Annotated in this window: 26 protein-coding genes and 1 other annotated feature; of the genes, 10 read left to right on the top strand and 16 right to left on the bottom strand. The window is 53.8% G+C overall.

Features of this window, described 5'->3' with window-relative positions; all coding sequences use genetic code 11:
- Positions 1-110 precede the first annotated feature (110 nt).
- The 12 genes from ACOTXD_RS12055 to thrS all read right to left on the bottom strand — a co-directional run bounded on the left by ACOTXD_RS12055 (position 111) and on the right by thrS (position 10,243).
- Entirely contained in the window at positions 111-575 is a 465-nt protein-coding gene (locus ACOTXD_RS12055) for an NlpC/P60 family protein (RefSeq protein WP_003857796.1), read from the bottom strand.
- A 72-nt stretch (positions 576-647) separates the two neighbouring features.
- On the bottom strand, positions 648-1,403 hold the full coding sequence (btuD, locus tag ACOTXD_RS12050) for a vitamin B12 ABC transporter ATP-binding protein BtuD (protein ID WP_022650906.1): 756 nt from the start codon (positions 1,401-1,403) through the stop codon (positions 648-650).
- Entirely contained in the window at positions 1,403-1,954 is a 552-nt protein-coding gene (locus tag ACOTXD_RS12045; protein ID WP_045346439.1) for a glutathione peroxidase, read from the bottom strand. The genes btuD and ACOTXD_RS12045 overlap by 1 nt, the downstream gene beginning before the upstream one ends.
- 33 nt (positions 1,955-1,987) lie before the next feature.
- Complete coding sequence (gene btuC / locus ACOTXD_RS12040) at positions 1,988-2,968, bottom strand: vitamin B12 ABC transporter permease BtuC (protein ID WP_022650904.1); 981 nt, start codon at positions 2,966-2,968, stop codon at positions 1,988-1,990.
- A 103-nt stretch (positions 2,969-3,071) separates the two neighbouring features.
- A complete protein-coding gene (gene ihfA, locus ACOTXD_RS12035; protein WP_003857805.1) occupies positions 3,072-3,371 on the bottom strand; it encodes an integration host factor subunit alpha in 300 nt (99 codons plus the stop codon).
- Positions 3,372-3,375: 4 nt separating this feature from the next.
- Positions 3,376-5,763 carry a phenylalanine--tRNA ligase subunit beta gene (gene pheT / locus ACOTXD_RS12030; protein WP_045346440.1) on the bottom strand — a complete coding sequence of 796 codons (2,388 nt, stop codon included), beginning with the start codon at positions 5,761-5,763 and terminating at the stop codon, positions 3,376-3,378.
- 15 nt (positions 5,764-5,778) lie between these two features.
- On the bottom strand, positions 5,779-6,762 hold the full coding sequence (pheS, locus tag ACOTXD_RS12025; RefSeq protein WP_061856398.1) for a phenylalanine--tRNA ligase subunit alpha: 984 nt from the start codon (positions 6,760-6,762) through the stop codon (positions 5,779-5,781).
- Positions 6,763-6,824: 62 nt separating this feature from the next.
- Positions 6,825-6,949: a sequence feature (Phe leader region), on the bottom strand.
- Complete coding sequence (pheM, locus tag ACOTXD_RS12020; RefSeq protein ID WP_001386830.1) at positions 6,900-6,944, bottom strand: pheST operon leader peptide PheM; 45 nt, start codon at positions 6,942-6,944, stop codon at positions 6,900-6,902. (Overlaps the previous feature by 45 nt.)
- A gap of 117 nt (positions 6,950-7,066) precedes the next feature.
- Complete coding sequence (gene rplT, locus ACOTXD_RS12015) at positions 7,067-7,423, bottom strand: 50S ribosomal protein L20 (protein ID WP_000124850.1); 357 nt, start codon at positions 7,421-7,423, stop codon at positions 7,067-7,069.
- Between the two features lie 50 nt (positions 7,424-7,473).
- On the bottom strand, positions 7,474-7,671 hold the full coding sequence (gene rpmI, locus ACOTXD_RS12010; RefSeq protein WP_001124225.1) for a 50S ribosomal protein L35: 198 nt from the start codon (positions 7,669-7,671) through the stop codon (positions 7,474-7,476).
- Between the two features lie 97 nt (positions 7,672-7,768).
- A complete protein-coding gene (infC, locus tag ACOTXD_RS12005) occupies positions 7,769-8,311 on the bottom strand; it encodes a translation initiation factor IF-3 (RefSeq protein WP_023616141.1) in 543 nt (180 codons plus the stop codon).
- A 3-nt stretch (positions 8,312-8,314) separates the two neighbouring features.
- The gene (thrS, locus tag ACOTXD_RS12000; protein ID WP_003857814.1) at positions 8,315-10,243 is read right to left on the bottom strand and encodes a threonine--tRNA ligase; all 1,929 of its coding nucleotides are present in this window, start codon (positions 10,241-10,243) and stop codon (positions 8,315-8,317) included.
- A gap of 324 nt (positions 10,244-10,567) precedes the next feature.
- On the opposite strand from thrS, the gene yncL reads away from it, so the two are divergent.
- Both yncL and yniD read left to right on the top strand, forming a co-directional pair.
- Positions 10,568-10,660, top strand: coding sequence for a stress response membrane protein YncL (yncL, locus tag ACOTXD_RS11995; protein ID WP_071785204.1), 93 nt, complete (start codon positions 10,568-10,570; stop codon positions 10,658-10,660).
- Positions 10,661-10,758: 98 nt separating this feature from the next.
- Positions 10,759-10,866, top strand: a complete 108-nt coding sequence (gene yniD / locus ACOTXD_RS11990) for a small membrane protein YniD (protein ID WP_003857815.1) — start codon at positions 10,759-10,761, stop codon at positions 10,864-10,866.
- A 149-nt stretch (positions 10,867-11,015) separates the two neighbouring features.
- On the opposite strand, the gene ACOTXD_RS11985 is transcribed toward yniD, so the two are convergent.
- Positions 11,016-11,249: a hypothetical protein gene (locus ACOTXD_RS11985; RefSeq protein WP_015570736.1), complete on the bottom strand. Its 234-nt coding sequence runs from the start codon at positions 11,247-11,249 to the stop codon at positions 11,016-11,018.
- 263 nt (positions 11,250-11,512) lie between these two features.
- Positions 11,513-12,271: a DUF481 domain-containing protein gene (locus ACOTXD_RS11980; protein ID WP_058648316.1), complete on the bottom strand. Its 759-nt coding sequence runs from the start codon at positions 12,269-12,271 to the stop codon at positions 11,513-11,515.
- Between the two features lie 296 nt (positions 12,272-12,567).
- Between ACOTXD_RS11980 and pfkB the strand changes: the two genes are divergently transcribed.
- The 3 genes from pfkB to ACOTXD_RS11965 all read left to right on the top strand — a co-directional run bounded on the left by pfkB (position 12,568) and on the right by ACOTXD_RS11965 (position 14,848).
- A complete protein-coding gene (gene pfkB / locus ACOTXD_RS11975) occupies positions 12,568-13,500 on the top strand; it encodes a 6-phosphofructokinase II (protein WP_048208835.1) in 933 nt (310 codons plus the stop codon).
- Between the two features lie 91 nt (positions 13,501-13,591).
- Positions 13,592-13,882 (top strand): type V toxin-antitoxin system endoribonuclease antitoxin GhoS, encoded by a 291-nt coding sequence (gene ghoS, locus ACOTXD_RS11970; RefSeq protein WP_003857822.1) that lies wholly within the window; start codon positions 13,592-13,594, stop codon positions 13,880-13,882.
- Between the two features lie 105 nt (positions 13,883-13,987).
- On the top strand, positions 13,988-14,848 hold the full coding sequence (locus tag ACOTXD_RS11965; RefSeq protein ID WP_022650899.1) for a fructosamine kinase family protein: 861 nt from the start codon (positions 13,988-13,990) through the stop codon (positions 14,846-14,848).
- A gap of 36 nt (positions 14,849-14,884) precedes the next feature.
- Here ACOTXD_RS11965 and ACOTXD_RS11960 read toward each other — a convergent pair whose 3' ends face one another.
- Positions 14,885-15,421: a YniB family protein gene (locus tag ACOTXD_RS11960; protein WP_003857823.1), complete on the bottom strand. Its 537-nt coding sequence runs from the start codon at positions 15,419-15,421 to the stop codon at positions 14,885-14,887.
- Between the two features lie 140 nt (positions 15,422-15,561).
- Between ACOTXD_RS11960 and hxpB the strand changes: the two genes are divergently transcribed.
- The 4 genes from hxpB (at position 15,562) to tcyP (ending at position 19,328) form a co-directional block, all read left to right on the top strand.
- Positions 15,562-16,233 carry a hexitol phosphatase HxpB gene (gene hxpB / locus ACOTXD_RS11955; RefSeq protein WP_421766419.1) on the top strand — a complete coding sequence of 224 codons (672 nt, stop codon included), beginning with the start codon at positions 15,562-15,564 and terminating at the stop codon, positions 16,231-16,233.
- Positions 16,234-16,361: 128 nt separating this feature from the next.
- Positions 16,362-17,123 (top strand): 2-dehydro-3-deoxy-D-gluconate 5-dehydrogenase KduD, encoded by a 762-nt coding sequence (kduD, locus tag ACOTXD_RS11950; RefSeq protein ID WP_003857827.1) that lies wholly within the window; start codon positions 16,362-16,364, stop codon positions 17,121-17,123.
- A 95-nt stretch (positions 17,124-17,218) separates the two neighbouring features.
- Positions 17,219-17,809, top strand: a complete 591-nt coding sequence (locus ACOTXD_RS11945; protein ID WP_015570742.1) for a metal-dependent hydrolase — start codon at positions 17,219-17,221, stop codon at positions 17,807-17,809.
- 127 nt (positions 17,810-17,936) lie between these two features.
- The gene (gene tcyP / locus ACOTXD_RS11940; protein WP_421766418.1) at positions 17,937-19,328 is read left to right on the top strand and encodes a cystine/sulfocysteine:cation symporter; all 1,392 of its coding nucleotides are present in this window, start codon (positions 17,937-17,939) and stop codon (positions 19,326-19,328) included.
- A gap of 48 nt (positions 19,329-19,376) precedes the next feature.
- Here the strand turns inward: tcyP and cedA are convergent, their stop codons facing one another.
- Positions 19,377-19,631, bottom strand: a complete 255-nt coding sequence (cedA, locus tag ACOTXD_RS11935; RefSeq protein ID WP_071785203.1) for a cell division activator CedA — start codon at positions 19,629-19,631, stop codon at positions 19,377-19,379.
- Positions 19,632-19,819: 188 nt separating this feature from the next.
- Between cedA and katE the strand changes: the two genes are divergently transcribed.
- On the top strand, positions 19,820-22,069 hold the full coding sequence (gene katE / locus ACOTXD_RS11930) for a catalase HPII (protein WP_022650896.1): 2,250 nt from the start codon (positions 19,820-19,822) through the stop codon (positions 22,067-22,069).
- Positions 22,070-22,164: the final 95 nt, after the last annotated feature.

The raw sequence follows: 22,164 nt of genomic DNA, 5'->3' as shown, positions 1-22,164 counted from the left end.
CATGCGGACATAAATAATTGGGCAAAAAATTTAACTTTAATCAACCCGCAAGAAAAGCCTGACGTCTATTTTCACCGCCAGGCCCTCCGCACTGCATTTTTATGCAGCGGTTAAATACGTCTGGCCTGCCAGAAGTTTTTACGCCAGTAAACATTATCCAGAGAGGAGCGCATCACGCCACGGCTGGTCGAGGCATGAATGAACTGATTATCGGTGTCATAAATGCCGACATGAAGGCCGCTTTCACCGGAGCCCGTTTTAAAAAAGACCAGATCGCCGGGCAGGAGTTCGTCTTTATCAATTTCAGTACCGATTTTCGCCTGCATACGCGTTTCTCGCGGAAGCTGGAGGTCAAATTTATCGCGGAAGGTCATCAGCACGAATCCTGAGCAATCCACCCCGCCCCGGCTCATGCCGCCGTAGCGATAAGGGGTGCCGCGCCAGTTGCTGAGCTGATCGTTCAGGCTGGCAATGACCGTAATGGAATCGGAAAGCCGTGGGTTGGGCGGAGGTGCATGATGGCTGCTGCATCCTGCAAGAAATAGCGCCGCAACAAGGAGAAACCAGAATCGCATTTCAGACGAATCCTCTGCTTTTTTTGTTCTTTCGGTAATTTAGCGTGCATCTATGCGACTGTGCAAGAAAGGTTATTCCTGCGCCGTGGAAATGAGCATCTTGTGGCCTTCAATATCCAGCCTCCGGAACGACATGTGGTAAGCGCTCGCAAGATTGGCGGCCGTCAGCACGTTGTCGCGCGTTCCGCTGGCAATCAGTTTGCCACGCGCCAGCAACCACACCCGATGCGCGTGGCGCAACGTATGGTTTAAATCATGGCTGCTCATCACAATGGCGATCCCCTTGCGACATAGCGCGCTGAGCAGGGTATCCAGCGCTGCCTGTTGGGCAACGTCCAGCCCGCTCATCGGCTCGTCCAGCAGCAGCATCCGCCCGTGAGGATTTCCCGCCGGATGGATCTGAAGGATAACGGCGGCCAGACGCACGCGCTGCCACTCGCCGCCGGAAAGCTGATTTGCCTGCCGGGTGAGCTTATCGTCTAACCCGAGCGCCGCAGCAACCTCGTTGAGCAAGCCCACCTGATTTTTATCAGACAGATGCAGCGTCAGGTAGTGCCAGACGGGCATCGCAAAGGGCGGAACCTGCTGCTGAACCAGGTAGCTTCGACGGGAGGCAAGTGTAGCGGGTAGCCAGTCGACGAGCGATTGCCCGAGAAAGGTTATCTCTCCTTCCCCGGTGGTCAGCCCCGCCATACGCGCCAGCAGCGTGCTTTTTCCGGCGCCGTTTGGCCCAACCAGGTGAAGGATTTCACCTGCGTTGACTGCGGCAGTCACAGGCTCAAGACGTCCCTTCCCGGCAACGTCCGTGAGCTGCATCAGCAGCGTCATTATTTCGCCAGCGCCAGCTTGATTGATTCCATCACGATAGGATCTTCCGGCGTCATGTCAGGCGAAAAACGCTGCACGACCTGACCGTCACGTCCAATCAGGAATTTTTCGAAGTTCCACAGAATATCGTCCGGATAGAGCGGCGCGCGGCCTTTACTCGCCATACGCTCATAGAAACCACTCTCTTCAGGCGCAACGGCGGTCGGCGCCGCGGCCACCAGTTTGGCATACAGCGGATGACGATTTTCCCCGTTCACGTCAATTTTGCTGAACATCGGGAACGTCACGCCATAGGTTGTGCTGCAAAAGGTCTTAATTTCCTCTTCGCTGCCCGGCTCCTGGCCCAGGAACTGGTTGCACGGGAAGCCGAGTACGGTAAAGCCGTCTTTTTCCCAGGCTTGATGAATGTTTTCCAGCTGTTCATACTGCGGCGTAAGGCCACATTTCGACGCCACGTTCACGATGAGCAGCACCTTGCCCTTGTAGCCTTCCAGCGTGGTTTTCTCGCCGTCAATGGTCGTCACTTCGGTATTCAGAATATCAGACTGCATAGCATTCCCTCAGGTTGACTTACAGGTTGTGTTTTAACGTCCAGCTTTTAATAGTAGCCAGATAAAGACCGGCGCGCCCAGCGTTGCGGTCACCACGCCTATGGGCAACTCAGCGGCCGTCAGGGCGAGTCGGGCGATGATATCGGCAACCAGCAGCGTTGCCGCCCCGGCAACCGCCGAGGCTGGGAGCAGGGTTCGGTGGTCCGTCATGCCGCACAGACGCAGCATATGCGGGATCACCAGCCCAATAAAGCCAATCGCCCCCGCCAGCGCCACGCTTACGCCCACCATCCAGCCGATGGCGATAACCAGCACGTTGCGCCAGAATCCAATCGGCATCCCGAGCTGGCGAGCAGACGTTTCGCCCAGCGCGAGAATATTCAGCGGCTGCGCCTGGAAAACCATCCACAGGATAACCGGGATCAGGAGCACCATCAGCCACCCCTGACGCCAGTCGACGCCACCAAATCCCCCCATCATCCAGTACATTAACTGGCGCAGATCGAAGGAGGTGGAGAAGTAGACGGCCCAGGTCATCAGCGCACTACAGATGATCCCCAACGCTACCCCGGCAAGCAGCAGCCGGCTGGTGGATAAATGGCGACGAGCAAAGCGCAGAAGGATAAGGGTTATCAACAGCGCGCCTAGGATGGCGCTGAGGCTAATCCCCCAGGCGGAGAGCTCGCCTCCCCCCAGCATCACGGCGGCGATAAGCCCGACGCCTGCACCATTCGAGACCCCGAGAAGCCCGGGTTCTGCCAGAGGGTTTTCAAATAATGCCTGCATGATCGTACCGCACAGCGCCAGCGCAGCGCCGACTAAAAGGACAGCCAGCGTCCGCGGCAGGCGGATCTGCCAGACAAAGAGCTGCCCTTCAGGCGTAAACCAACTTTCCGGCCCCAGCCACCGATCGCCCGCGCACAGGCTGACGGTGGTGGCGACAATCAACAGCACCCCGAGCAGACACAGGCGGCGGAGATCGGAGCGGTGCTGAAGTCGGGCAAAATCAAGCATAGACGATAGGTTATCCGGTTGAGATATCATTGATTTTACGGCGGGTTTAGCAAATAGCGCAAAGAAAAAAGGCCGCGTGAGCGGCCTTTTTAGTTAGTTCATATTACTCTGCTTTGGGCGTTGCGTTTTCGACACGGCTTTTTAACTTCTGTCCGGGTCTGAAGGTCACCACGCGGCGGGCTGTAATGGGAATATCTTCCCCCGTCTTCGGGTTACGGCCCGGACGTTGGTTTTTGTCTCGCAAATCAAAATTGCCAAAGCCGGAGAGTTTAACCTGCTCACCATTTTCCAGAGCACGACGGATCTCTTCGAAAAACAGCTCTACCAGCTCTTTGGCATCCCGTTTGCTAAGCCCAAGCTTATCAAACAGATATTCTGACATTTCAGCTTTTGTAAGCGCCATAGGTTCAATCCCTCAATGATGCCTGGAATCGCTCTTTTAATGCCTCTACACATTTGGCGACGGTAGCGGCAATCTCCTCTTCTTCGAGTGTACGGCTGGTATCCTGAAGGATAAGGCTAATAGCGAGGCTCTTGAAACCTTCTGCTACGCCCTTGCCGCGGTACACGTCAAATAAGTTTACGCCAACTACCTGATTTACGCCAACTTTCTTACATTCGGCCAAAATATCTGCTGCGGGCACATTTTCAGCGACCACAACCGCGATATCACGGCGGTTTGCCGGGAAGCGTGAGACGTCCTGCGCCTGAGGAATGACGCGGTCTGCAACCGGGTTCCACTCCAGTTCGAATACGATGGTACGGCCATTCAGATCCAGCTTACGTTCCAGTTCCGGGTGAACAACCCCAATGAAACCAACACGTTTGCCGTCTAAATAGATCGCCGCACTCTGACCCGGATGCAGGGCTGGAATCGCTTCTGCGCGGAATTCAATTTCGGATAATTTACCGGTCAGATCGAGAATTGCTTCCAGATCACCCTTCATATCGTAGAAATCAACCGTCCCTTTTGCCAGGTCCCAGTGCTCTTCATAGCGGTTACCGCTGATGGCGCCGGCCAGCATGAGATCCTGACGGATGCCTAAATTCGCCTGAGTATCCGGTACAAAGCGCAAACCGCTTTCGAAAATACGTACACGGTTTTGCTGACGGTTCTGGTTATAAACGATAGTGCCCAGCAGTCCCGTCCACAGGGACAGACGCATCGCTGACATCTCGCTGGAAATCGGGCTTGGCAGGATCAGCGCTTCCTGACCCGGGTGGATCAGCTGTTGCAGCTTAGGATCAACGAAGCTGTAGGTGATCACTTCCTGGTAGCCTTTGTCGTTCAGCATGGTTTTCACACGCTTCAGAGACAGATCGGCTTCGCGATGGCTGCCCATCACCAGACCCGCCTGCACCGGCTCGTCAGGGATGTTGTTGTAGCCGTAAACGCGGGCCACTTCTTCCACCAGATCTTCTTCGATCTCCATGTCGAAACGCCAGGATGGCGCAACGGCTTTCCACTCGTCCTGACCTTCTGTGACTTCGCAGCCCAGACGCGTCAGAATGTCGGTCACCTGCGCATCGGCAACGTGGTGACCAATCAGGCGATCCAGCTTGCTGCGGCGCAGGGTAATGGTCGCACGCTTCGGCAGTGTCGCTTCGTTGGTCACATCAATTACCGGACCCGCTTCACCGCCGCAGATATCGATCAGCAGGCGAGTTGCACGCTCCATCGCTTTGTATTGCAGCGCAGGATCCACACCACGCTCGTAGCGATGAGAAGCATCAGTGTGCAGACCGTGACGGCGTGCGCGGCCAGTGATGGAGAGCGGGCTGAAGAACGCGCATTCCAGCAGGACGTTTTGCGTCTCGTCGTTAACGCCAGAGTGCTCGCCGCCGAAGATACCGCCCATCGCCAGCGCTTTGTTGTGATCGGCAATCACCAGGGTGTCGGCGTTCAGTTTCGCTTCGCTGCCGTCCAGCAGAACCAGGGTTTCGCCCTCTTTCGCCATGCGCACGACGATCCCACCTTCGATACGATCTTTATCAAAGGCGTGCATTGGCTGGCCCAGCTCCAGCAGAACATAGTTGGTGACGTCCACCACGGCGTCGATAGAACGGATACCGCAGCGACGCAGTTTCTCTTTCATCCACAGCGGGGTTGGCGCTTTAACGTTAATACCTTTCACCACACGACCGAGGTAGCGTGGGCAGGCCTCAGGCGCGTCTATCTGAATCGGCAGCACGTCACTGATGGTTGCCTCAACCGGCGCGATCTCTGGCACGTTCAGTTCGGTCTGGTTCAGCACGGCCACGTCGCGGGCCACACCGATGATGCCTAAGCAGTCGGCACGGTTTGGCGTTACGCTGATTTCGATGGTGTTGTCATCAAGCTTCAGGTATTCGCGGATATCGGTACCGACTGGCGCATCCTGCGGCAGTTCAATAATGCCGGAGTGATCGTCGGAAATACCCAGTTCGGAGAAGGAGCACAGCATACCTTCAGACGGCTCACCGCGCAGCTTAGCCGCTTTGATTTTGAAATCGCCCGGCAGTACCGCACCGACGGTCGCCACGGCCACTTTCAGGCCCTGACGGCAGTTTGGCGCACCGCAGACGATATCCAGCAGACGATCACCGCCCACATTGACTTTTGTTACGCGCAGTTTGTCAGCGTTAGGGTGCTGACCGCATTCAACCACTTCGCCCACGACCACGCCGGTGAAGGCGCCAGAAACCGGCTCTACACCGTCAACTTCCAGACCCGCCATGGTGATCTGGTTGGAAAGCGCGTCGCTGTCCAGCGTGGTGTTCACCCATTCGCGTAACCACAGTTCACTGAATTTCATTGTTCTGTCCTGCCCTTATTTAAACTGTTTGAGGAAACGCAGATCGTTTTCGAAGAACGCACGTAAATCGGTTACGCCGTAGCGCAGCATGGTCAGACGCTCCATGCCCATACCGAACGCAAAGCCGGAATACACTTCTGAATCGATACCCACGTTGCGCAGCACGTTTGGATGCACCATGCCGCAGCCCAGCACTTCCAGCCATTTACCGTTTTTACCCATCACGTCAACTTCCGCAGACGGTTCGGTGAACGGGAAGTAGGACGGACGGAAGCGAACCTGCAAATCTTCCTCAAAAAAGTTGTTCAGGAAATCGTGCAGCGTGCCTTTCAGGTTGGTGAAGCTGATGTTTTTATCAACAATCAGACCTTCCATCTGGTGGAACATTGGGGTGTGGGTCTGATCGTAGTCGTTACGGTATACGCGGCCAGGCGCGATAATACGGATTGGCGGTTCCTGATCCTTCATGGTACGGATCTGAACGCCGGAAGTCTGGGTACGCAGCAGACGGGTAGCGTCAAACCAGAAAGTGTCGTGGTCAGCACGTGCCGGATGATGGCCAGGAATGTTGAGGGCATCGAAGTTATGGTAATCATCTTCAATTTCCGGGCCAGTCGCCACGGTAAAGCCGAGCTCACCGAAGAAACTTTCAATACGATCGATAGTACGGGTAACCGGATGCAGACCGCCGTTTTCGATACGACGACCCGGCAGAGAAACGTCAATCGTTTCTGCCGCCAGACGCGCATTCAGTACTGCGCTTTCCAGCTCGGCTTTACGCGCGTTCAGCGCCTGCTGTACCTGCTCTTTGGCTTCGTTAATCACTGCACCGGCTGCCGGGCGCTCCTCTGCTGGCAGTTCACGCAGGGTAGTCATCTGAAGGGTCAAATGCCCTTTCTTGCCCAGATATTCGACGCGGACATTGTCTAACGCGGCAACATCTGAGGCCTGGTTAATGGCGGCCGTTGCACTGGCAACCAGCTCTGCGAGATGTGACATGGTTTTCCTCATTATGTCGGTGCAGACACCGAATTGTTGGACGTATTCTCTTAACTTCAGGCACAAAAAAAGCCTCCATCGGGAGGCTTATCTGGCGCTGTTTTTCGTTTCATCTTTCACGCGCTAGCCTCCTGAAGTCAGGTGCTAAAGTAAAAGAAGAAGCGGAAAATAGCAGCATTCATGCTTGCGTTACCTTGTAGGGTAAAAACCGTTAAGACCTTATTGAAAAGCCTGCACGGATAAATGTCAATCTTCTGATGGTGTTAAATGAAAAGAGGAGGCAAAGCCCCCTCTCTCAACTGGCTTATGCCAGTGCTGCTTTCGCTTTTTCGACCAGAGCGGTGAACGCTACTTTGTCGAATACTGCGATGTCAGCCAGGATCTTACGGTCGATTTCAACAGAGGCTTTTTTCAGGCCGTTGATGAATTTGCTGTAAGAAATACCGTTCTGACGTGCTGCTGCGTTGATACGCGCAATCCACAGTTGACGGAACTGACGCTTACGCTGACGACGGTCACGGTAAGCGTACTGACCTGCTTTGATAACAGCCTGGAAGGCAACGCGGTATACGCGTGAACGCGCACCGTAGTAGCCTTTAGCTTGTTTCAAAATTTTCTTGTGACGTGCACGTGCAATTACACCACGTTTTACGCGAGCCATGTGTGCTCTCCTGTATCTATTCTAAGTTAAAAAAGTTAAACGTTAACGACTTATGCGTACGGCAGGCACGCGATGACCAGGCCCAGATCGCCTTTAGAAACCATGGCTTTTGGACGCAGGTGACGTTTACGCTTGGTAGCTTTCTTAGTCAGAATGTGACGCAGGTTAGCGTGCTTGTGCTTAAAACCACCTTTACCGGTTTTTTTGAAGCGCTTAGCAGCACCGCGTACGGTCTTAATTTTTGGCATTTTAATAACTTCCACTTCGCATTGTTAAATAAACGAAACATAGGCGAACAAAACCTATGAAACCCGAAGGCTCCACAGATTTTGCTGCTTGAAGGCCTTACTGTTTCTTCTTAGGAGCGAGCACCATGATCATCTGGCGGCCTTCGATCTTCGTAGGGAAGGATTCGACTACTGCCAGTTCACTCAGATCGTCACGGACGCGGTTAAGCACTTCCATACCAATCTGTTGGTGGGCCATCTCACGACCGCGGAAACGCAGCGTGATCTTGGCCTTATCGCCATCTTCCAGAAAGCGAATCAGGCTGCGGAGTTTTACCTGATAATCGCCATCGTCGGTACCAGGACGGAATTTGATTTCCTTAACCTGGATAACTTTTTGCTTCTTCTTCTGTTCCTTAGAAGACTTACTCTTTTCATAAAGGAACTTGCCGTAGTCCATGATACGACAAACTGGCGGTTCGGCGTTAGGGCTGATTTCAACTAAATCTACTCCAGCTTCTTCAGCCTTTTCGATCGCTTCTCTCAGACTCACAATCCCCAGCTGCTCGCCTTCCAGACCTGTTAAGCGAACTTCCTGGGCGCGAATCTCGCCATTGATACGATTCGGACGTGCCGTTTGAACTCGTTTTCCGCCTTTAATACCTTATTCCTCCAGTTGTTGAAGACTGCGGCTGCGAATCTCTTGTTGCAGCTTCTCAATCACTTCACTTACGTCCAGGCTCCCCAGGTCTTTACCACGGCGGGTGCGAACGGCAACTTTGCCTGCTTCCACCTCTTTATCACCACAGACCAACATATACGGGACACGACGTAAAGTGTGCTCGCGGATTTTAAAGCCAATCTTCTCATTTCTCAAGTCTGCTTTTACGCGAATGCCCGCATTTTGTAGTTTCTGCGTCAATTCTTTAACGTAATCCGCCTGAGAATCGGTAATGTTCATCACCACGACCTGCACTGGCGCAAGCCAGGTTGGGAAGAAGCCTGCGAACTCTTCGGTCAGGATGCCGATGAAGCGCTCCAGTGAACCGAGAATCGCACGGTGAATCATAACCGGCACCTGACGCTCGTTGTCTTCGCCAACATAAGAGGCGCTTAAACGCTGCGGCAGGGAGAAGTCAAGCTGTACCGTTCCGCACTGCCATGCGCGATCGAGGCAGTCATACAGGGTAAATTCAATTTTCGGACCGTAGAATGCGCCCTCGCCCAGCTGGTATTCGAACGGAATACCGTTCTCTTCCAGCGCTACGGCGAGATCCGCCTCTGCGCGATCCCATGTCTCATCGCTGCCGATACGTTTTTCCGGACGCGTTGAGAGTTTGACCACGATCTTCTCGAAGCCAAAGGTGCTGTACATATCGTAGACCATACGAATACAGGCGTTAACTTCTTCACGGACCTGATCTTCAGTACAGAAGATATGCGCATCATCCTGAGTAAAGCCACGAACACGCATCAGACCGTGCAGCGCACCTGATGGCTCGTTACGGTGGCAGCTACCGAACTCCGCCATACGCAGCGGCAGATCGCGGTAGGATTTCAGACCCTGGTTGAAGATCTGAACGTGGCCCGGGCAGTTCATTGGCTTGATGCAGTATTCACGGTTCTCAGACGAAGTGGTGAACATCGCATCTTTGTAGTTGTCCCAGTGGCCGGTTTTTTCCCACAGCACACGGTCCATCATGAACGGGCCCTTCACTTCCTGATACTGGTACTCTTTCAGCTTGGAGCGCACGAACGTTTCCAGTTCACGGAAGATAGTCCAGCCGTCGTTATGCCAGAACACCATCCCCGGCGCTTCTTCCTGCATATGATACAGGTCAAGCTGCTTACCGATTTTACGGTGGTCACGCTTAGCCGCCTCTTCCAGGCGTTGCAGGTATGCGTTCAGGGCTTTCTTATCGGCCCACGCGGTACCATAGATACGCTGCAACATCTTGTTGTTGCTATCGCCACGCCAGTAAGCGCCTGCGATTTTCATCAGTTTGAAGTGATGACAGAAGCGCATATTCGGCACGTGCGGACCACGGCACATGTCGACGTATTCCTGGTGATGGTACAAGCCTGGCTTGTCATCATGAGCGATGTTTTCATCAAGAATCGAGACTTTGTAGCTCTCGCCGCGCTTCACGAAGGTTTCACGCGCTTCGTGCCAGCTGACTTTCTTCTTAATGACGTCATAGTTGGTTTCGGCGAGCTCGTGCATACGTTTTTCGAGCGCGTCGATATCTTCCTGGGTCAGGGTGTGGTCAAGGTCAACGTCGTAGTAGAAACCGTTGTCGATAACCGGGCCGATCGCCATTTTGGTGTTTGGCCACAGCTGCTTGATAGCATGGCCTAACAGGTGCGCGCAGGAGTGACGAATGATCTCCAGACCTTCTTCGTCTTTCGCGGTGATGATCGCAAGCGTTGCATCGCTTTCAATCAGATCGGACGCGTCTACCAGCTCGCCGTTTACGCGGCCTGCAATGGTTGCTTTTGCAAGTCCAGGACCGATATCCAGGGCAACATCCATTGGGCTAACAGCGTGGTCGAAATGGCGTTGGCTGCCATCAGGAAGAGTAATTACAGGCATTTTATATCCTTATTTGCAGTGATGCCCCACACATAAGAGCATATACAAAGAAAATAATCGTGATTAAACAGTAGATTACGAAACCATCTGACCAACAATCGTCAAATTGGTTCATCATCATTCACCGGCCGATTTCAGAATAATGCGGGTTTACGACAGGCGACGTAATGGTAACACTATTGACAGGGCGAATGCACCTTCCTGCGACCGTTTTGAACCGCACATCCTGTTGTCTGCATTAATGAACTTTTGTTGACGGGTGCTCGCAATCCGAAAGTGCTGAGCTATTCTTGATCTGGTCCTTAAACATCGAAGGGGTATCACATGAACGTATCGAGTAGAACCGTTGTGATATTAAATCTACTTTCCGCTGCTGGCCTGGTATTGATTCTGGCTGACAGATTCCATTGGTTTTAAGCCGAACCGGTGTTCCGGCATAACCTGTTCTCCCTTGTTGAGCGCTTTCTGGCGCAGACTTTGGTAGACTAAGGGTATCAACTGACAAGGATTAGGTTATGCCAACAAAAAGATTTGCCGTGAAGCACTGGAAAATGGTCGTGGTGTTAATTGCTATTTGCGGCGCGATGTTGCTGCTGCGCTGGGCCGCAATGATCTGGGGCTAATATTTTGTCAGCGAAAACGTGCCGTGAATTTACTGAATAAATCTTAACTATCTTTACGATAATTTATGGTCCAAAACCGGTACGTCATAATCCGGTTTTCGACAGGCTGTGGCAGCGTATATATTCCGTCACACGTGGCAGTTGAAATATCAGGACCACTCACCCGCCACCAGCTTGTGTACATCAAATGCATCATTCATTGACTGGCCGGTAGACTGAGAGCCAGGGGCAATGTTGGAGCCTGCTTCTACATCCGAGGCTTTAGCGATCCCGATTGGGCTGTTAACGTCACTGGCAGGTTGCGTCATATTATCAGCAGCAAATACGCCAAATGAAAGTGCGGAAAGCACCATCGCTGCTGTAGCGGTTTTGATTTTTTTCATAATTTTATTCTCATACTTATTTAATGCGATATGCCTGAGGCGAGTTTTTCGCCTGTGTCGTAAGTGTAGATCTGGATCACATTCTTGCCTAGTCAAATTATTTATCAATTCGTGTCAAATAAACTGAATAAGCCCTGACCGGCTAATTATGGAGAAATTATGAAGATGAAACCAGACCCATTATTTTAAAACGCCGTTTAATATAAATAAGCACAGTTTCAGAAAATAAAAAACGGGCCGAGAATAATCCCGGCCCGACGATATTACATTTTATAACCTAAAGAAATCGTGGTTCGGCGATCGGTATGTTCCGGCGCAGAATCAGGTGGGGATGAGTTCCAGGTTACGTTGTACGCCACCTTGAGTCCAAAGTGTTCGTTGATGGCCACATTCAACGCACTTTCTGAGTTCAGCGTTGTATCTTCAGCACCAAACACCGACACACCCTGGGTGAATTTTGCGTTGTCGGTCATCTGCCATGCATAGGTGCCCGATGCATAACCCAGCGGCTGGGTTTCATCTTCGCCGTTGGTGTACTCGTCGTAACGGACACCCGGACCGAATTCAAAACGCAGGCTGTGCACCGGCCCATTGAGGAACTGACGACCATAACCCGCAGTTACGACATCACGCTGGCGATAGCCGTTGTAGCGGTCAGCCAGCCAACTCGCCTGCCCGAACAGGTAGTCATAATCGGTCATGTTGTATCGGCTACGTCCGCCTACCGCGTATTTCTCCGATGAGCGTTGATCGTTAGCAGAGGTGTTGCTGGCATTTCCCCACAGCGACCAGGCCGTGGTGTTGCCGTACCAGGTCAGGGTGCTGTCTGCGGTCAGGGAGGAGCTTTTCGTATTACCGGATTGCGCCAGATACCCGGCATTCACGTTACCTTCAAAGGGTTTTTTGGCAGTGGAGGGATCGTCCATGACAGTAAAAACGGTATCATCGGCGGTTGCATTCAGTGACGCAAATACGCCACCCGCCAGCATCAGTGCTGCGGGTACTGTCTTCAAAAGCTTCATTTTATTTAAGGAGTCCGTACAACATAAAAAGAGACCGTCACGGTCTCGGAAACTTTCTTGCGGATCAATGACAAGGCGACCTTAGAAAGGTAACAAATTATAAAAAGCCGCAAATAACATAGCAATATTTTCTTCTTTCATTTTTTGAATAAGAACGATCCCAAAACGCGTTTTATTTTATATGCCCGGCGCAGCTTATTTGTCAGCATTCATATTTAAAATCATACTGTTATTTACGTTGCCTTCCTGCCAAACGGTGCCAGGCTTAAAAGAACCCATGATAAAAGGAGGTCATGATGGCTTCGATTTATACGCTGACACTCTCCCCTTCCCTCGACTCCGCGACCATGACGCCGCAAATCTACCCGGAAGGTAAGCTGCGCTGTAGCGCGCCGGTGTTTGAGCCGGGCGGCGGCGGCATCAACGTGGCGCGCGCTATTACCCATCTCGGCGGAAAAGCCACCGCCATCTTCCCCGCTGGCGGCGCCACGGGAGAACATCTGGTGGCGTTGCTGGCAGATGAACAGGTGGCCGTAGACACCGTCGACGCTAAAGACTGGACCCGGCAGAACCTGCATGTCCATGTTGAATCCAGCGGCGAGCAATATCGCTTTGTGATGCCGGGGGCGAAATTGACCGATGATGAGTTTCGTCAACTGGGAGAGAAAGTGCTGACCATTGAAAGCGGCTCATTACTGGTGATCAGCGGTAGCCTGCCGCCGGGCGTCAAAACAGGGAAACTGACGGCGCTGGTTCAGGCTGCGCTCCAGCGCGGCATCCGCTGCGTTGTCGATAGCTCGGGCGAAGCCCTGAAGGCGGCGTTAGAACCCGGACAACTTGAACTCGTTAAACCTAACCAGAAAGAGCTCAGTGCCCTGGTTAATCGAGAACTCAGCCAGCCTGATGACGTTCGTACTGCCGCAGAAGAGCTGGTACGTACGGGCAAAGCGCATCGCGTTGTTGTTTCTCTCGGTCCTCAGGGGGCGCTGGCCGTCGATAAGACGGGCTTTGTGCAGGTTGTGCCACCGCCGATGAAAAGCCAGAGCACCGTGGGTGCCGGTGACAGTATGGTTGGCGCGATGGTGCTGAAGCTGGCGCAGGGCGCTTCGCTTCTGGAGATGGCACGCTATGGCGTCGCGGCAGGGAGTGCAGCCACCATAAACCAGGGAACGCGTCTGTGTTCGCTTGCGGATACCCAGAAAATTGTCGATTACCTCAAGAGAAGCTGAACCTGCTTCCCCTTCCCATGGAGGGGGAAGTCGCTAAACAGGGCATATCGACTATGCTAAGAAAACTTTCAGGATAACAACGAGGTGAATTATGAGCAGTGGTGATATCACCCGCTACGTCGTAACCGTGAATATTCATGAGGCGTCGCTGACCGAACTGAATGAACTCAACAACGCGTTCACGCGCGCCAATTTTCTGCTTACGCTGACGGACGATGAGGGCAATATTCACGATCTCGGCTCACTGGCATTTGGCCTGATAAGCCCGCTGAGTCAGGAAGAGGTGAAGGCGCTGGCCAGTAGCCTGGTGGAAAGCGTGACTGACAAAGCCACGGAAATTGATGTGGATAGCTGGGAAAACTGGCATAAAAAAGAACAATAAGTGCCCTGTATAAAATTAAACCGCTCAGTTGTGCGTTAGTTCCTGTTTTTTTATAGCCGTTTTGCGCTAACTTTATGATCTGGCAGACAACATGGGAGAGACATCATGTGGCAGGCTATCAGTCATCTTTTAAGTGAGCAGCTGGGTGAAGGTGAAATTGAACTGCGTAACGAACTGCCAGGCGGAGAGATCCATGCCGCATGGCATTTACGTTACGCCGGGCGCGATCTTTTCGTTAAATGTGATGAGCGCGAATTGCTCCCCATTTTTACTGCCGAAGCCGATCAGCTTGAGCTGTTATCGCGCAGTAAAACAGTCACCGTTCCGCAGGTTTTAGCCGTCGGCAGCGATCGTGACTATAGCTTTCTGGTGATGAACTATCTTCCCGCGCGTCCTCTGGATGCGCACAACGCCTTTATTCTCGGGCAACAGATCGCCCGTTTGCACCAGTGGAGCGATCAACCTCAGTTTGGGCTCGATTTCGATAACGACCTCTCCACCACCCCACAGCCAAACGCATGGCAGCGCCGCTGGTCGACTTTTTTCGCCGAACAGCGCATCGGCTGGCAGCTGGAGCTGGCCGCTGAAAAGGGATTAGCGTTCGGCAACATCGACGCGATTGTTGAACATATTCAGCAGCGTCTGGCTTCGCATCAGCCTCAGGCTTCCCTTCTGCACGGTGATTTATGGTCAAACAACTGCGCGCTTGGGCCTGATGGTCCCTATATATATGACCCGGCCTGCTACTGGGGCGACAGAGAGTGTGACCTCGCGATGCTGCCGTTGCACCCTGAACAGCCGCCGCAAATTTATGATGGCTATCAGTCTGTCTCGCCGTTACCTGCGGGTTTCCTTGATCGTCAGCCGGTTTATCAGCTGTACACCTTGCTAAACCGGGCTATTTTGTTTGGCGGGAGTCATCTGGTAAATGCCCAGCGGGCGCTGGACCGTATTCTGGCGGCATAGCGGGAAGGGGCGGCATCACGCCCCTTCCCTTAGGATTTACAGGAAGCCAAGCAGCGTAAAGAAGAAATACCCGGCCACAATGATGATGACCGGCAGAATGTAGAGCGGGAAAAACTGCACAAAAATGGTATGACGCGGAACGACAATGCGCGATTCGATCTGCTCGCGGCTCATCCCGTCAGGGCCTTTCGCCTTCTCAAGTATCAGCTGATCTTCCACCCCTTCGCGTAAAAAGCGGGTCTGGCGACTCATGCGCGCGCCGGAGGCCTGCAACGCCATCGCGATAAATATCAACGCATAGATTATCCAGAAACCGACATTCAGCTGGTGGTGAAAATCCGGCGTGGGCGAGTTGAACCAGAAGACGTTCAGGAACGGGGTGTTAAACCGCATCATCTCAATCATGACGTGGGCAAAATCAAGCATAACGGCATTGATGCCCGGCTGTTTTTCGCTGTGATCGTACATAAATTTGAGTACGGAGATCAGCGTTGAAATCAGGGCGGGAATAAAAATAACCCAACCAGCAACACGTTTTAAGACCGCGATGCGTCCAGCTTGTTGATACGTCATTAGTTCCTCTTCATAAAGACGCGTTATTTGTGCCTAAGTCTACCTGCTGTCGGTCAATTTCGCCCGCTCTTTGCATGCAATATGCTAAATTGCTTGTGCTTAGCACCGTTCGTCTTACCCCAAGATAAGGAGATGTTGTAATGTCGACACCGCGCCAGATACTTGCCGCTATTTTTGACATGGATGGATTGCTGATTGATTCCGAACCCCTGTGGGATCGGGCTGAACTGGACGTGATGGCCAGCCTCGGCGTCGATATCAGTCGTCGTAGCGAGCTTCCCGATACCCTGGGGCTGCGCATCGATATGGTGGTTGACCTTTGGTATGCCCACCAGCCATGGGTTGGCCCGGATCGCGACGAAGTTACGGCGCGCATTATCAACCGCGCCATCTCCCTCGTAGAAGAGTATAAGCCTCTGTTACCGGGCGTACGCGACGCTATCGCCCTGTGCAAGGCGCAAGGGCTGAAAGTGGGGCTGGCCTCCGCCTCACCGCTGCATATGCTGGAAAAAGTGCTGACGATGTTCGGGCTGCGCGACAGCTTCGACGCGCTGGCCTCGGCCGAAAAGCTTCCGTACAGCAAGCCACATCCGCAGGTGTATATGGACTGCGCCGCGAAACTGGGGCTGGATCCGCTTACCTGTGTGGCGCTGGAAGATTCGGTTAACGGCATGGTGGCGTCCAAAGCCGCACGTATGCGCTCCATCGTTGTGCCGGCTGAAGAAGGCCGACACGATCCCCGTTTTGCCCTGGCGGATGTCAGGCTGACGTCTCTTGAAGAATTGACTGCCCGCCATCTGCGTGGGGAGTAACGCTCTTTCAGGCAGCTTCGGCTGCCTGCCCCGCAAAATCAAAACAACGTTTTACTTTATTTGCTTTTCTCATTCCAGACTCCTATTCTTACGTGCAGAATGACAATAACCTGACTTCTGAGGCGCGTATGATACTGGATGCTTTTACTCTGGCAGGAAAAGTGGCGATGGTGACCGGGTGCGATACCGGTCTGGGGCAAGGCATGGCCATTGCCCTCGCCGAAGCAGGATGCGATATCGTGGGGGTTAACCGCAAGGTTCCTGACGAAACGGCAGCGCGCGTTACGGCGCTGGGACGACGCTTTATCGCGATTCGCGCCGATCTTGGCAAGCAGGAGAGTATTCAGAGCGTGGTGGATACCGCAGTCGCTGAGATGGGCCGCATCGATATTCTGGTTAACAATGCCGGCACCATCCGCCGTGCCGATGCGCTGGAATTTAGTGAGAAGGACTGGGACGAGGTCATCGATCTCAATCTGAAATCAGTCTTTTTCCTCTCTCAGGCAGTGGCGAAACAGTTTATCGCGCAGGGTCAGGGCGGCAAGATCATTAACATTGCTTCCATGCTATCCTTCCAGGGCGGCATCCGGGTGCCCTCCTATACGGCGTCCAAAAGCGGCGTGCTGGGCCTCACCCGCCTGCTGGCGAACGAATGGGCGCCGCTAGGTATTAACGTGAACGCTATCGCGCCAGGTTATATGGCGACCAATAACACCCGGCAGCTTCGCGATGATGAGCAGCGCAGCCAGGCGATCCTCGACCGGATTCCGGCGGGCCGCTGGGGTCTCCCGGAGGATTTACAGGGTCCGGTGGTGTTTCTGGCTTCAAGAGCATCTGATTACGTTAACGGTCATACTCTCGCCGTAGACGGTGGCTGGCTGGCGCGCTAACCGCGCGTTTGTGACAAAGAGTTACACCGTCACCTCTTTCACACACTGTATAAAAACCCTATACTGTATGAATCGACAGTTTACCGGGTTTTATCATGACGGCGGAAGGCCACCTGCTTTTTTCACTTGCCTGTGCAGTGTTTGCCAAAAACGCTGAACTGACCCCTGTGCTGGCACAGGGGGACTGGTGGCATATTGTCCCTTCCGCCGTACTTACCTGCCTGCTGCCGGACATAGATCATCCAAAGTCATTCCTTGGCCAGCGGCTAAAGTGGATTTCAAAGCCCATCGCCAGAGCCTTTGGTCATCGCGGGTTTACCCACAGCCTGCTGGCCGTATTTGGCCTGCTTACACTCTTCTATTTAAAGGTTCCGGAGAGCTGGATCGTCCCGGCGGATGCCATTCAGGGCATGGTGCTTGGCTACTTAAGCCATATCCTCGCCGATATGCTGACGCCAGCGGGCGTACCGCTGCTCTGGCCCTGCCGCTGGCGTTTCCGCCTGCCAATCCTCGTGCCGCAAAAAGGCAACCAGCTGGAGCGCGTTCTGTGCATGGCGCTGTTTGCGTATGCCGTCTGGATGCCGCAGACATTGCCCGAAAATGGTGCAGTGCGCTGGTCATCGCAGATGATCAACTCGCTGCAATTTCAGTTCAATCGTTTTATTAATCACCAGATTGAACATTAAACCGACAATATAATCACTTTTGTCATAAACCATTCCATATGGATATAAGCGTGACATCACACTTCTGATAACCTTGCGCCAACAGGTTCGGTAAAAACCGACCGTATAATAAATCAGGAGAACGGGGATGAATTTTCCACTCATCGCGAACATTGTTGTGTTCGTCGTATTGCTATTGCTTCTCGCCCAGGCTCGCCACAAACAGTGGAGCCTGGCGAAAAAGGTACTGGTCGGTCTGGTCATGGGTGTGGTGTTTGGCCTGGCCTTACACGCTATTTACGGCTCCGACAGCCCGGTACTGAAAGACTCCATTCAGTGGTTCAACATTGTCGGTAACGGCTATGTACAGCTGCTGCAAATGATCGTTATGCCGCTGGTATTCGCCTCTATTCTGAGCGCCGTAGCCCGCCTGCACAATGCCTCTCAACTGGGTAAAATCAGCTTCCTGACCATTGGTACCCTGCTCTTCACCACGCTGATTGCAGCGCTGGTGGGTGTACTGGTAACCAATCTGTTTGGCCTGACTGCTGAAGGTCTGGTGCAGGGTAGCGCTGAAACCGCGCGTCTGACGGCGATTGAGACCAACTACGTGGGTAAAGTGGCCGATCTGACCGTTCCGCAGATGGTGCTCTCCTTCATTCCTAAGAACCCGTTTGCTGATCTGACCGGCGCAAGCCCAACCTCCATTATCAGCGTGGTGATCTTCGCGGCATTCCTGGGCGTGGCTGCGCTGAAGCTGCTGAAGGACGATGCGCCGAAAGGCGAGCGCGTTCTGACAGCCATCGATACCCTGCAAAGCTGGGTGATGAAGCTGGTGCGTCTGGTCATGCAGCTGACGCCGTACGGTGTCCTGGCGCTGATGACCAAAGTCGTTGCAGGTTCTAACCTGCAAGACATCATTAAGCTTGGCAGCTTTGTGATTGCCTCGTACCTCGGTCTGGGCATCATGTTTGTTGTGCACGGCATTCTGCTGGCGGTGAACGGCGTTGGCCCGCTGAAATACTTCCGTAAAGTCTGGCCGGTGCTGACCTTCGCTTTTACCAGCCGTTCCAGCGCGGCATCTATCCCGCTGAACGTCGAAGCACAGACCCGTCGTCTGGGCGTACCGGAGTCTATCGCCAGCTTCTCGGCCTCCTTTGGCGCCACCATCGGGCAGAACGGCTGTGCGGGTCTCTACCCGGCGATGCTGGCCGTAATGGTTGCCCCAACAGTGGGGATTAATCCGCTGGATCCGGTCTGGATTGCGACGCTGGTCGGTATCGTGACCATTAGCTCCGCCGGTGTTGCGGGCGTGGGCGGCGGCGCGACCTTCGCTGCGCTGATCGTTCTGCCTGCGTTTGGACTGCCGGTGACGCTGGTTGCCCTGCTGATCTCTGTTGAACCGCTGATCGACATGGGTCGTACCGCCCTGAACGTGAGTGGCTCAATGACCGCCGGTACACTGACCAGCCAGTGGCTGAAGCAGACCGACAAAACAATTCTCGACAGTGAAGATGATGCCGAACTGGCCCATCGTTAATCACGGCCGAAATAAAAAAACCGCCTGAGGGCGGTTTTTTTATGGCTGTTATTCTTCAACCTCTTCATCCTGGCGGGTCTGCATAGCCCATCGCTGCGCCGATTCTGGCACCGTAAACGCAGGGGAGCGACGGAAGTGCTCGCCAATCAGCACGAAGGCAACGTATTTACCCCGTAACATCCAGACATCGCGAAAACCATCCACTTTCAGGGCATGGTCAGGCGGCGCGGGTTCAACGCGGGGCACATAGCTAATAACCTGGCGGTTTTGTTGACGAAGAGGTTTCATAAGCGACGGGTTCACTAAAGCAAATTCTTAAAGCAGGAAATTTCTATCATAGCCGATTCTCCCCCCACCCGTCGCGCCTGACATGTGGCAGATGGCTCCTTTCGCTAATCACTTCCTCTGAAAACGCTTAGTTCGCCTGCTAATTCATCACATTGTTCTATCCTTAATAGGGTTTTCAGGAACGAACAAAGGAGAATCGTGCAATGTCGAACAATGATAAACCCCATCAATCCCCTATTCATGGCACCGAAGAATCTCAACCGGGAATGGACTCACTCGCCCCTGCGGATGGCTCTCATAAACCGTCGCCGGGCCTCTCCGCGCCGGGCGAGCAACCTACTGCACCGGGAAGCATGAAGTCACCCGATGCGGACAACGAAAAGTTAAAATCTCTCGACCCGCACCGCAAAGGGGGTGAAGGCTATGCGCTGACCACCAATCAGGGCGTGCGCATCGCCGATGATCAGAACTCCTTGCGCGCCGGAACGCGCGGCCCGACGCTGCTGGAAGATTTCATCCTGCGGGAAAAAATCACCCATTTCGACCATGAGCGTATTCCTGAACGTATCGTTCACGCTCGCGGCTCTGCGGCGCACGGCTATTTCCAGCCGTACAAGAGCCTGAAGGAGATCACGAAGGCGGATTTCCTTTCCGATCCGAACAAAATTACACCGGTATTTGTGCGCTTCTCTACCGTACAGGGCGGCGCGGGTTCGGCCGACACGGTGCGTGATATCCGCGGCTTCGCCACCAAATTCTATACCGAAGAGGGCATTTTCGACCTCGTCGGGAATAACACCCCGGTTTTCTTCATTCAGGATGCGCATAAATTCCCTGACTTTGTCCATGCGGTAAAACCAGAGCCACACTGGGCCATACCGCAGGGACAAAGTGCGCATGACACCTTCTGGGACTACGTCTCCCTGCAACCGGAAACCCTTCACAACGTGATGTGGGCGATGTCTGACCGGGGGATCCCACGCAGCTATCGCACCATGGAAGGCTTTGGTATTCATACCTTCCGTCTGATTAACGCTGAAGGTAAAGCGACGTTTGTGCGTTTCCACTGGAAACCGGTCGCGGGGAAAGCGTCCCTGGTGTGGGATGAAGCACAGAAGCTGACCGGGCGCGATCCGGACTTCCACCGTCGCGAACTGTGGGAATCCATTGAAGCCGGTGATTTCCCGGAATACGAGCTGGGGTTACAGCTGATCCCGGAAGAGGACGAGTTCAAATTCGACTTCGACCTGCTCGACCCGACCAAGCTTATTCCCGAAGAGCTGGTGCCGGTTCAGCTGGTGGGCAAAATGGTGCTTAATCGCAACCCGGATAACTTCTTCGCGGAGAATGAGCAGGCTGCGTTCCACCCGGGCCATATTGTGCCGGGGCTGGATTTCACCAACGATCCGCTGCTCCAGGGCCGTCTGTTCTCTTATACCGATACGCAGATCAGCCGTCTCGGCGGACCGAACTTCCACGAAATTCCTATCAACCGTCCGACCTGCCCGTACCATAACTTCCAGCGTGACGGGATGCATCGCCAGGATATCGATACCAACCCGGCGAACTACGAGCCAAACTCCATTAACGATAACTGGCCGCGTGAAACCCCGCCGGGGCCAAAACGTGGCGGATTCGAGTCGTATCAGGAGCGCGTGGACGGAACAAAAATTCGCGAGCGCAGCCCGTCATTCGGCGAATATTACGCTCAGCCTCGCCTGTTCTGGAACAGCCAGACCCCGATTGAACAGCAGCACATTATCGGCGGTTTCAGCTTTGAGCTGAGCAAAGTGGTGCGTACCTACATTCGCGAGCGCGTGGTCGACCATCTGGCGCATATTGATATCCAGCTTGCTCAGGGCGTGGCGAATAATCTCGGCATCACGCTCACCGATGAGCAATGCCATGCCGCACCGCCAAAAGACGTGAACGGGCTGAAGAAGGATCCGTCCCTGAGCCTGTACGCGGTACCTGGCGGGTCAATTAAAGGCCGCGTAGTGGCTATTCTGCTGAACGATAAACCGCGCGCCAGCGACGTACTGGGGATCATGCGGGCGCTCAAAACCCAGGGCGTACATGCCAAACTGCTTTACTCTCGCATGGGTGAAGTGACGGCCGATGATGGCTCCGTCCTGCCGATTGCCGCGACCTTCGCCGGAGCACCGTCGCTGACGGTTGATGCGGTGATTATGCCGTGCGGCGACGTTGAGAGCCTGCTCGGTAACGGTGATGCCGCCTATTATCTGCTGGAAGCCTATAAGCACCTGAAGCCAATCGCTCTGGCAGGCGATGCGCGGAAGTTTAAAACTCTGCTGAAGGTACCGGATCAAGGGGAAGAAGGCATTGTCGAAGGTGATAACGTCGATGATGCGTTTATGACCCGGTTGTTTGACCTGCTCGCCGCGCACCGCGTGTGGTCGCGCAGCAGTAAGATTGACCAGATACCGGCGTAAAAAACCTGAAGCCCTCACCCCGGCCCTCTCCCCTGGGAGAGGGAGAAAACAATAAAAACGGTAACCAAAAGGTTACCGTTTTGCTTTTACCTCGC

The organism is Enterobacter cloacae complex sp. CDL013 (assembly GCF_049238805.1).
Taxonomy (GTDB): Bacteria; Pseudomonadota; Gammaproteobacteria; order Enterobacterales; family Enterobacteriaceae; genus Enterobacter; species Enterobacter hormaechei_C.
Note: the sequence above shows the minus strand (reverse complement) of the source record. Positions and strands in the feature narration are given on the sequence as shown.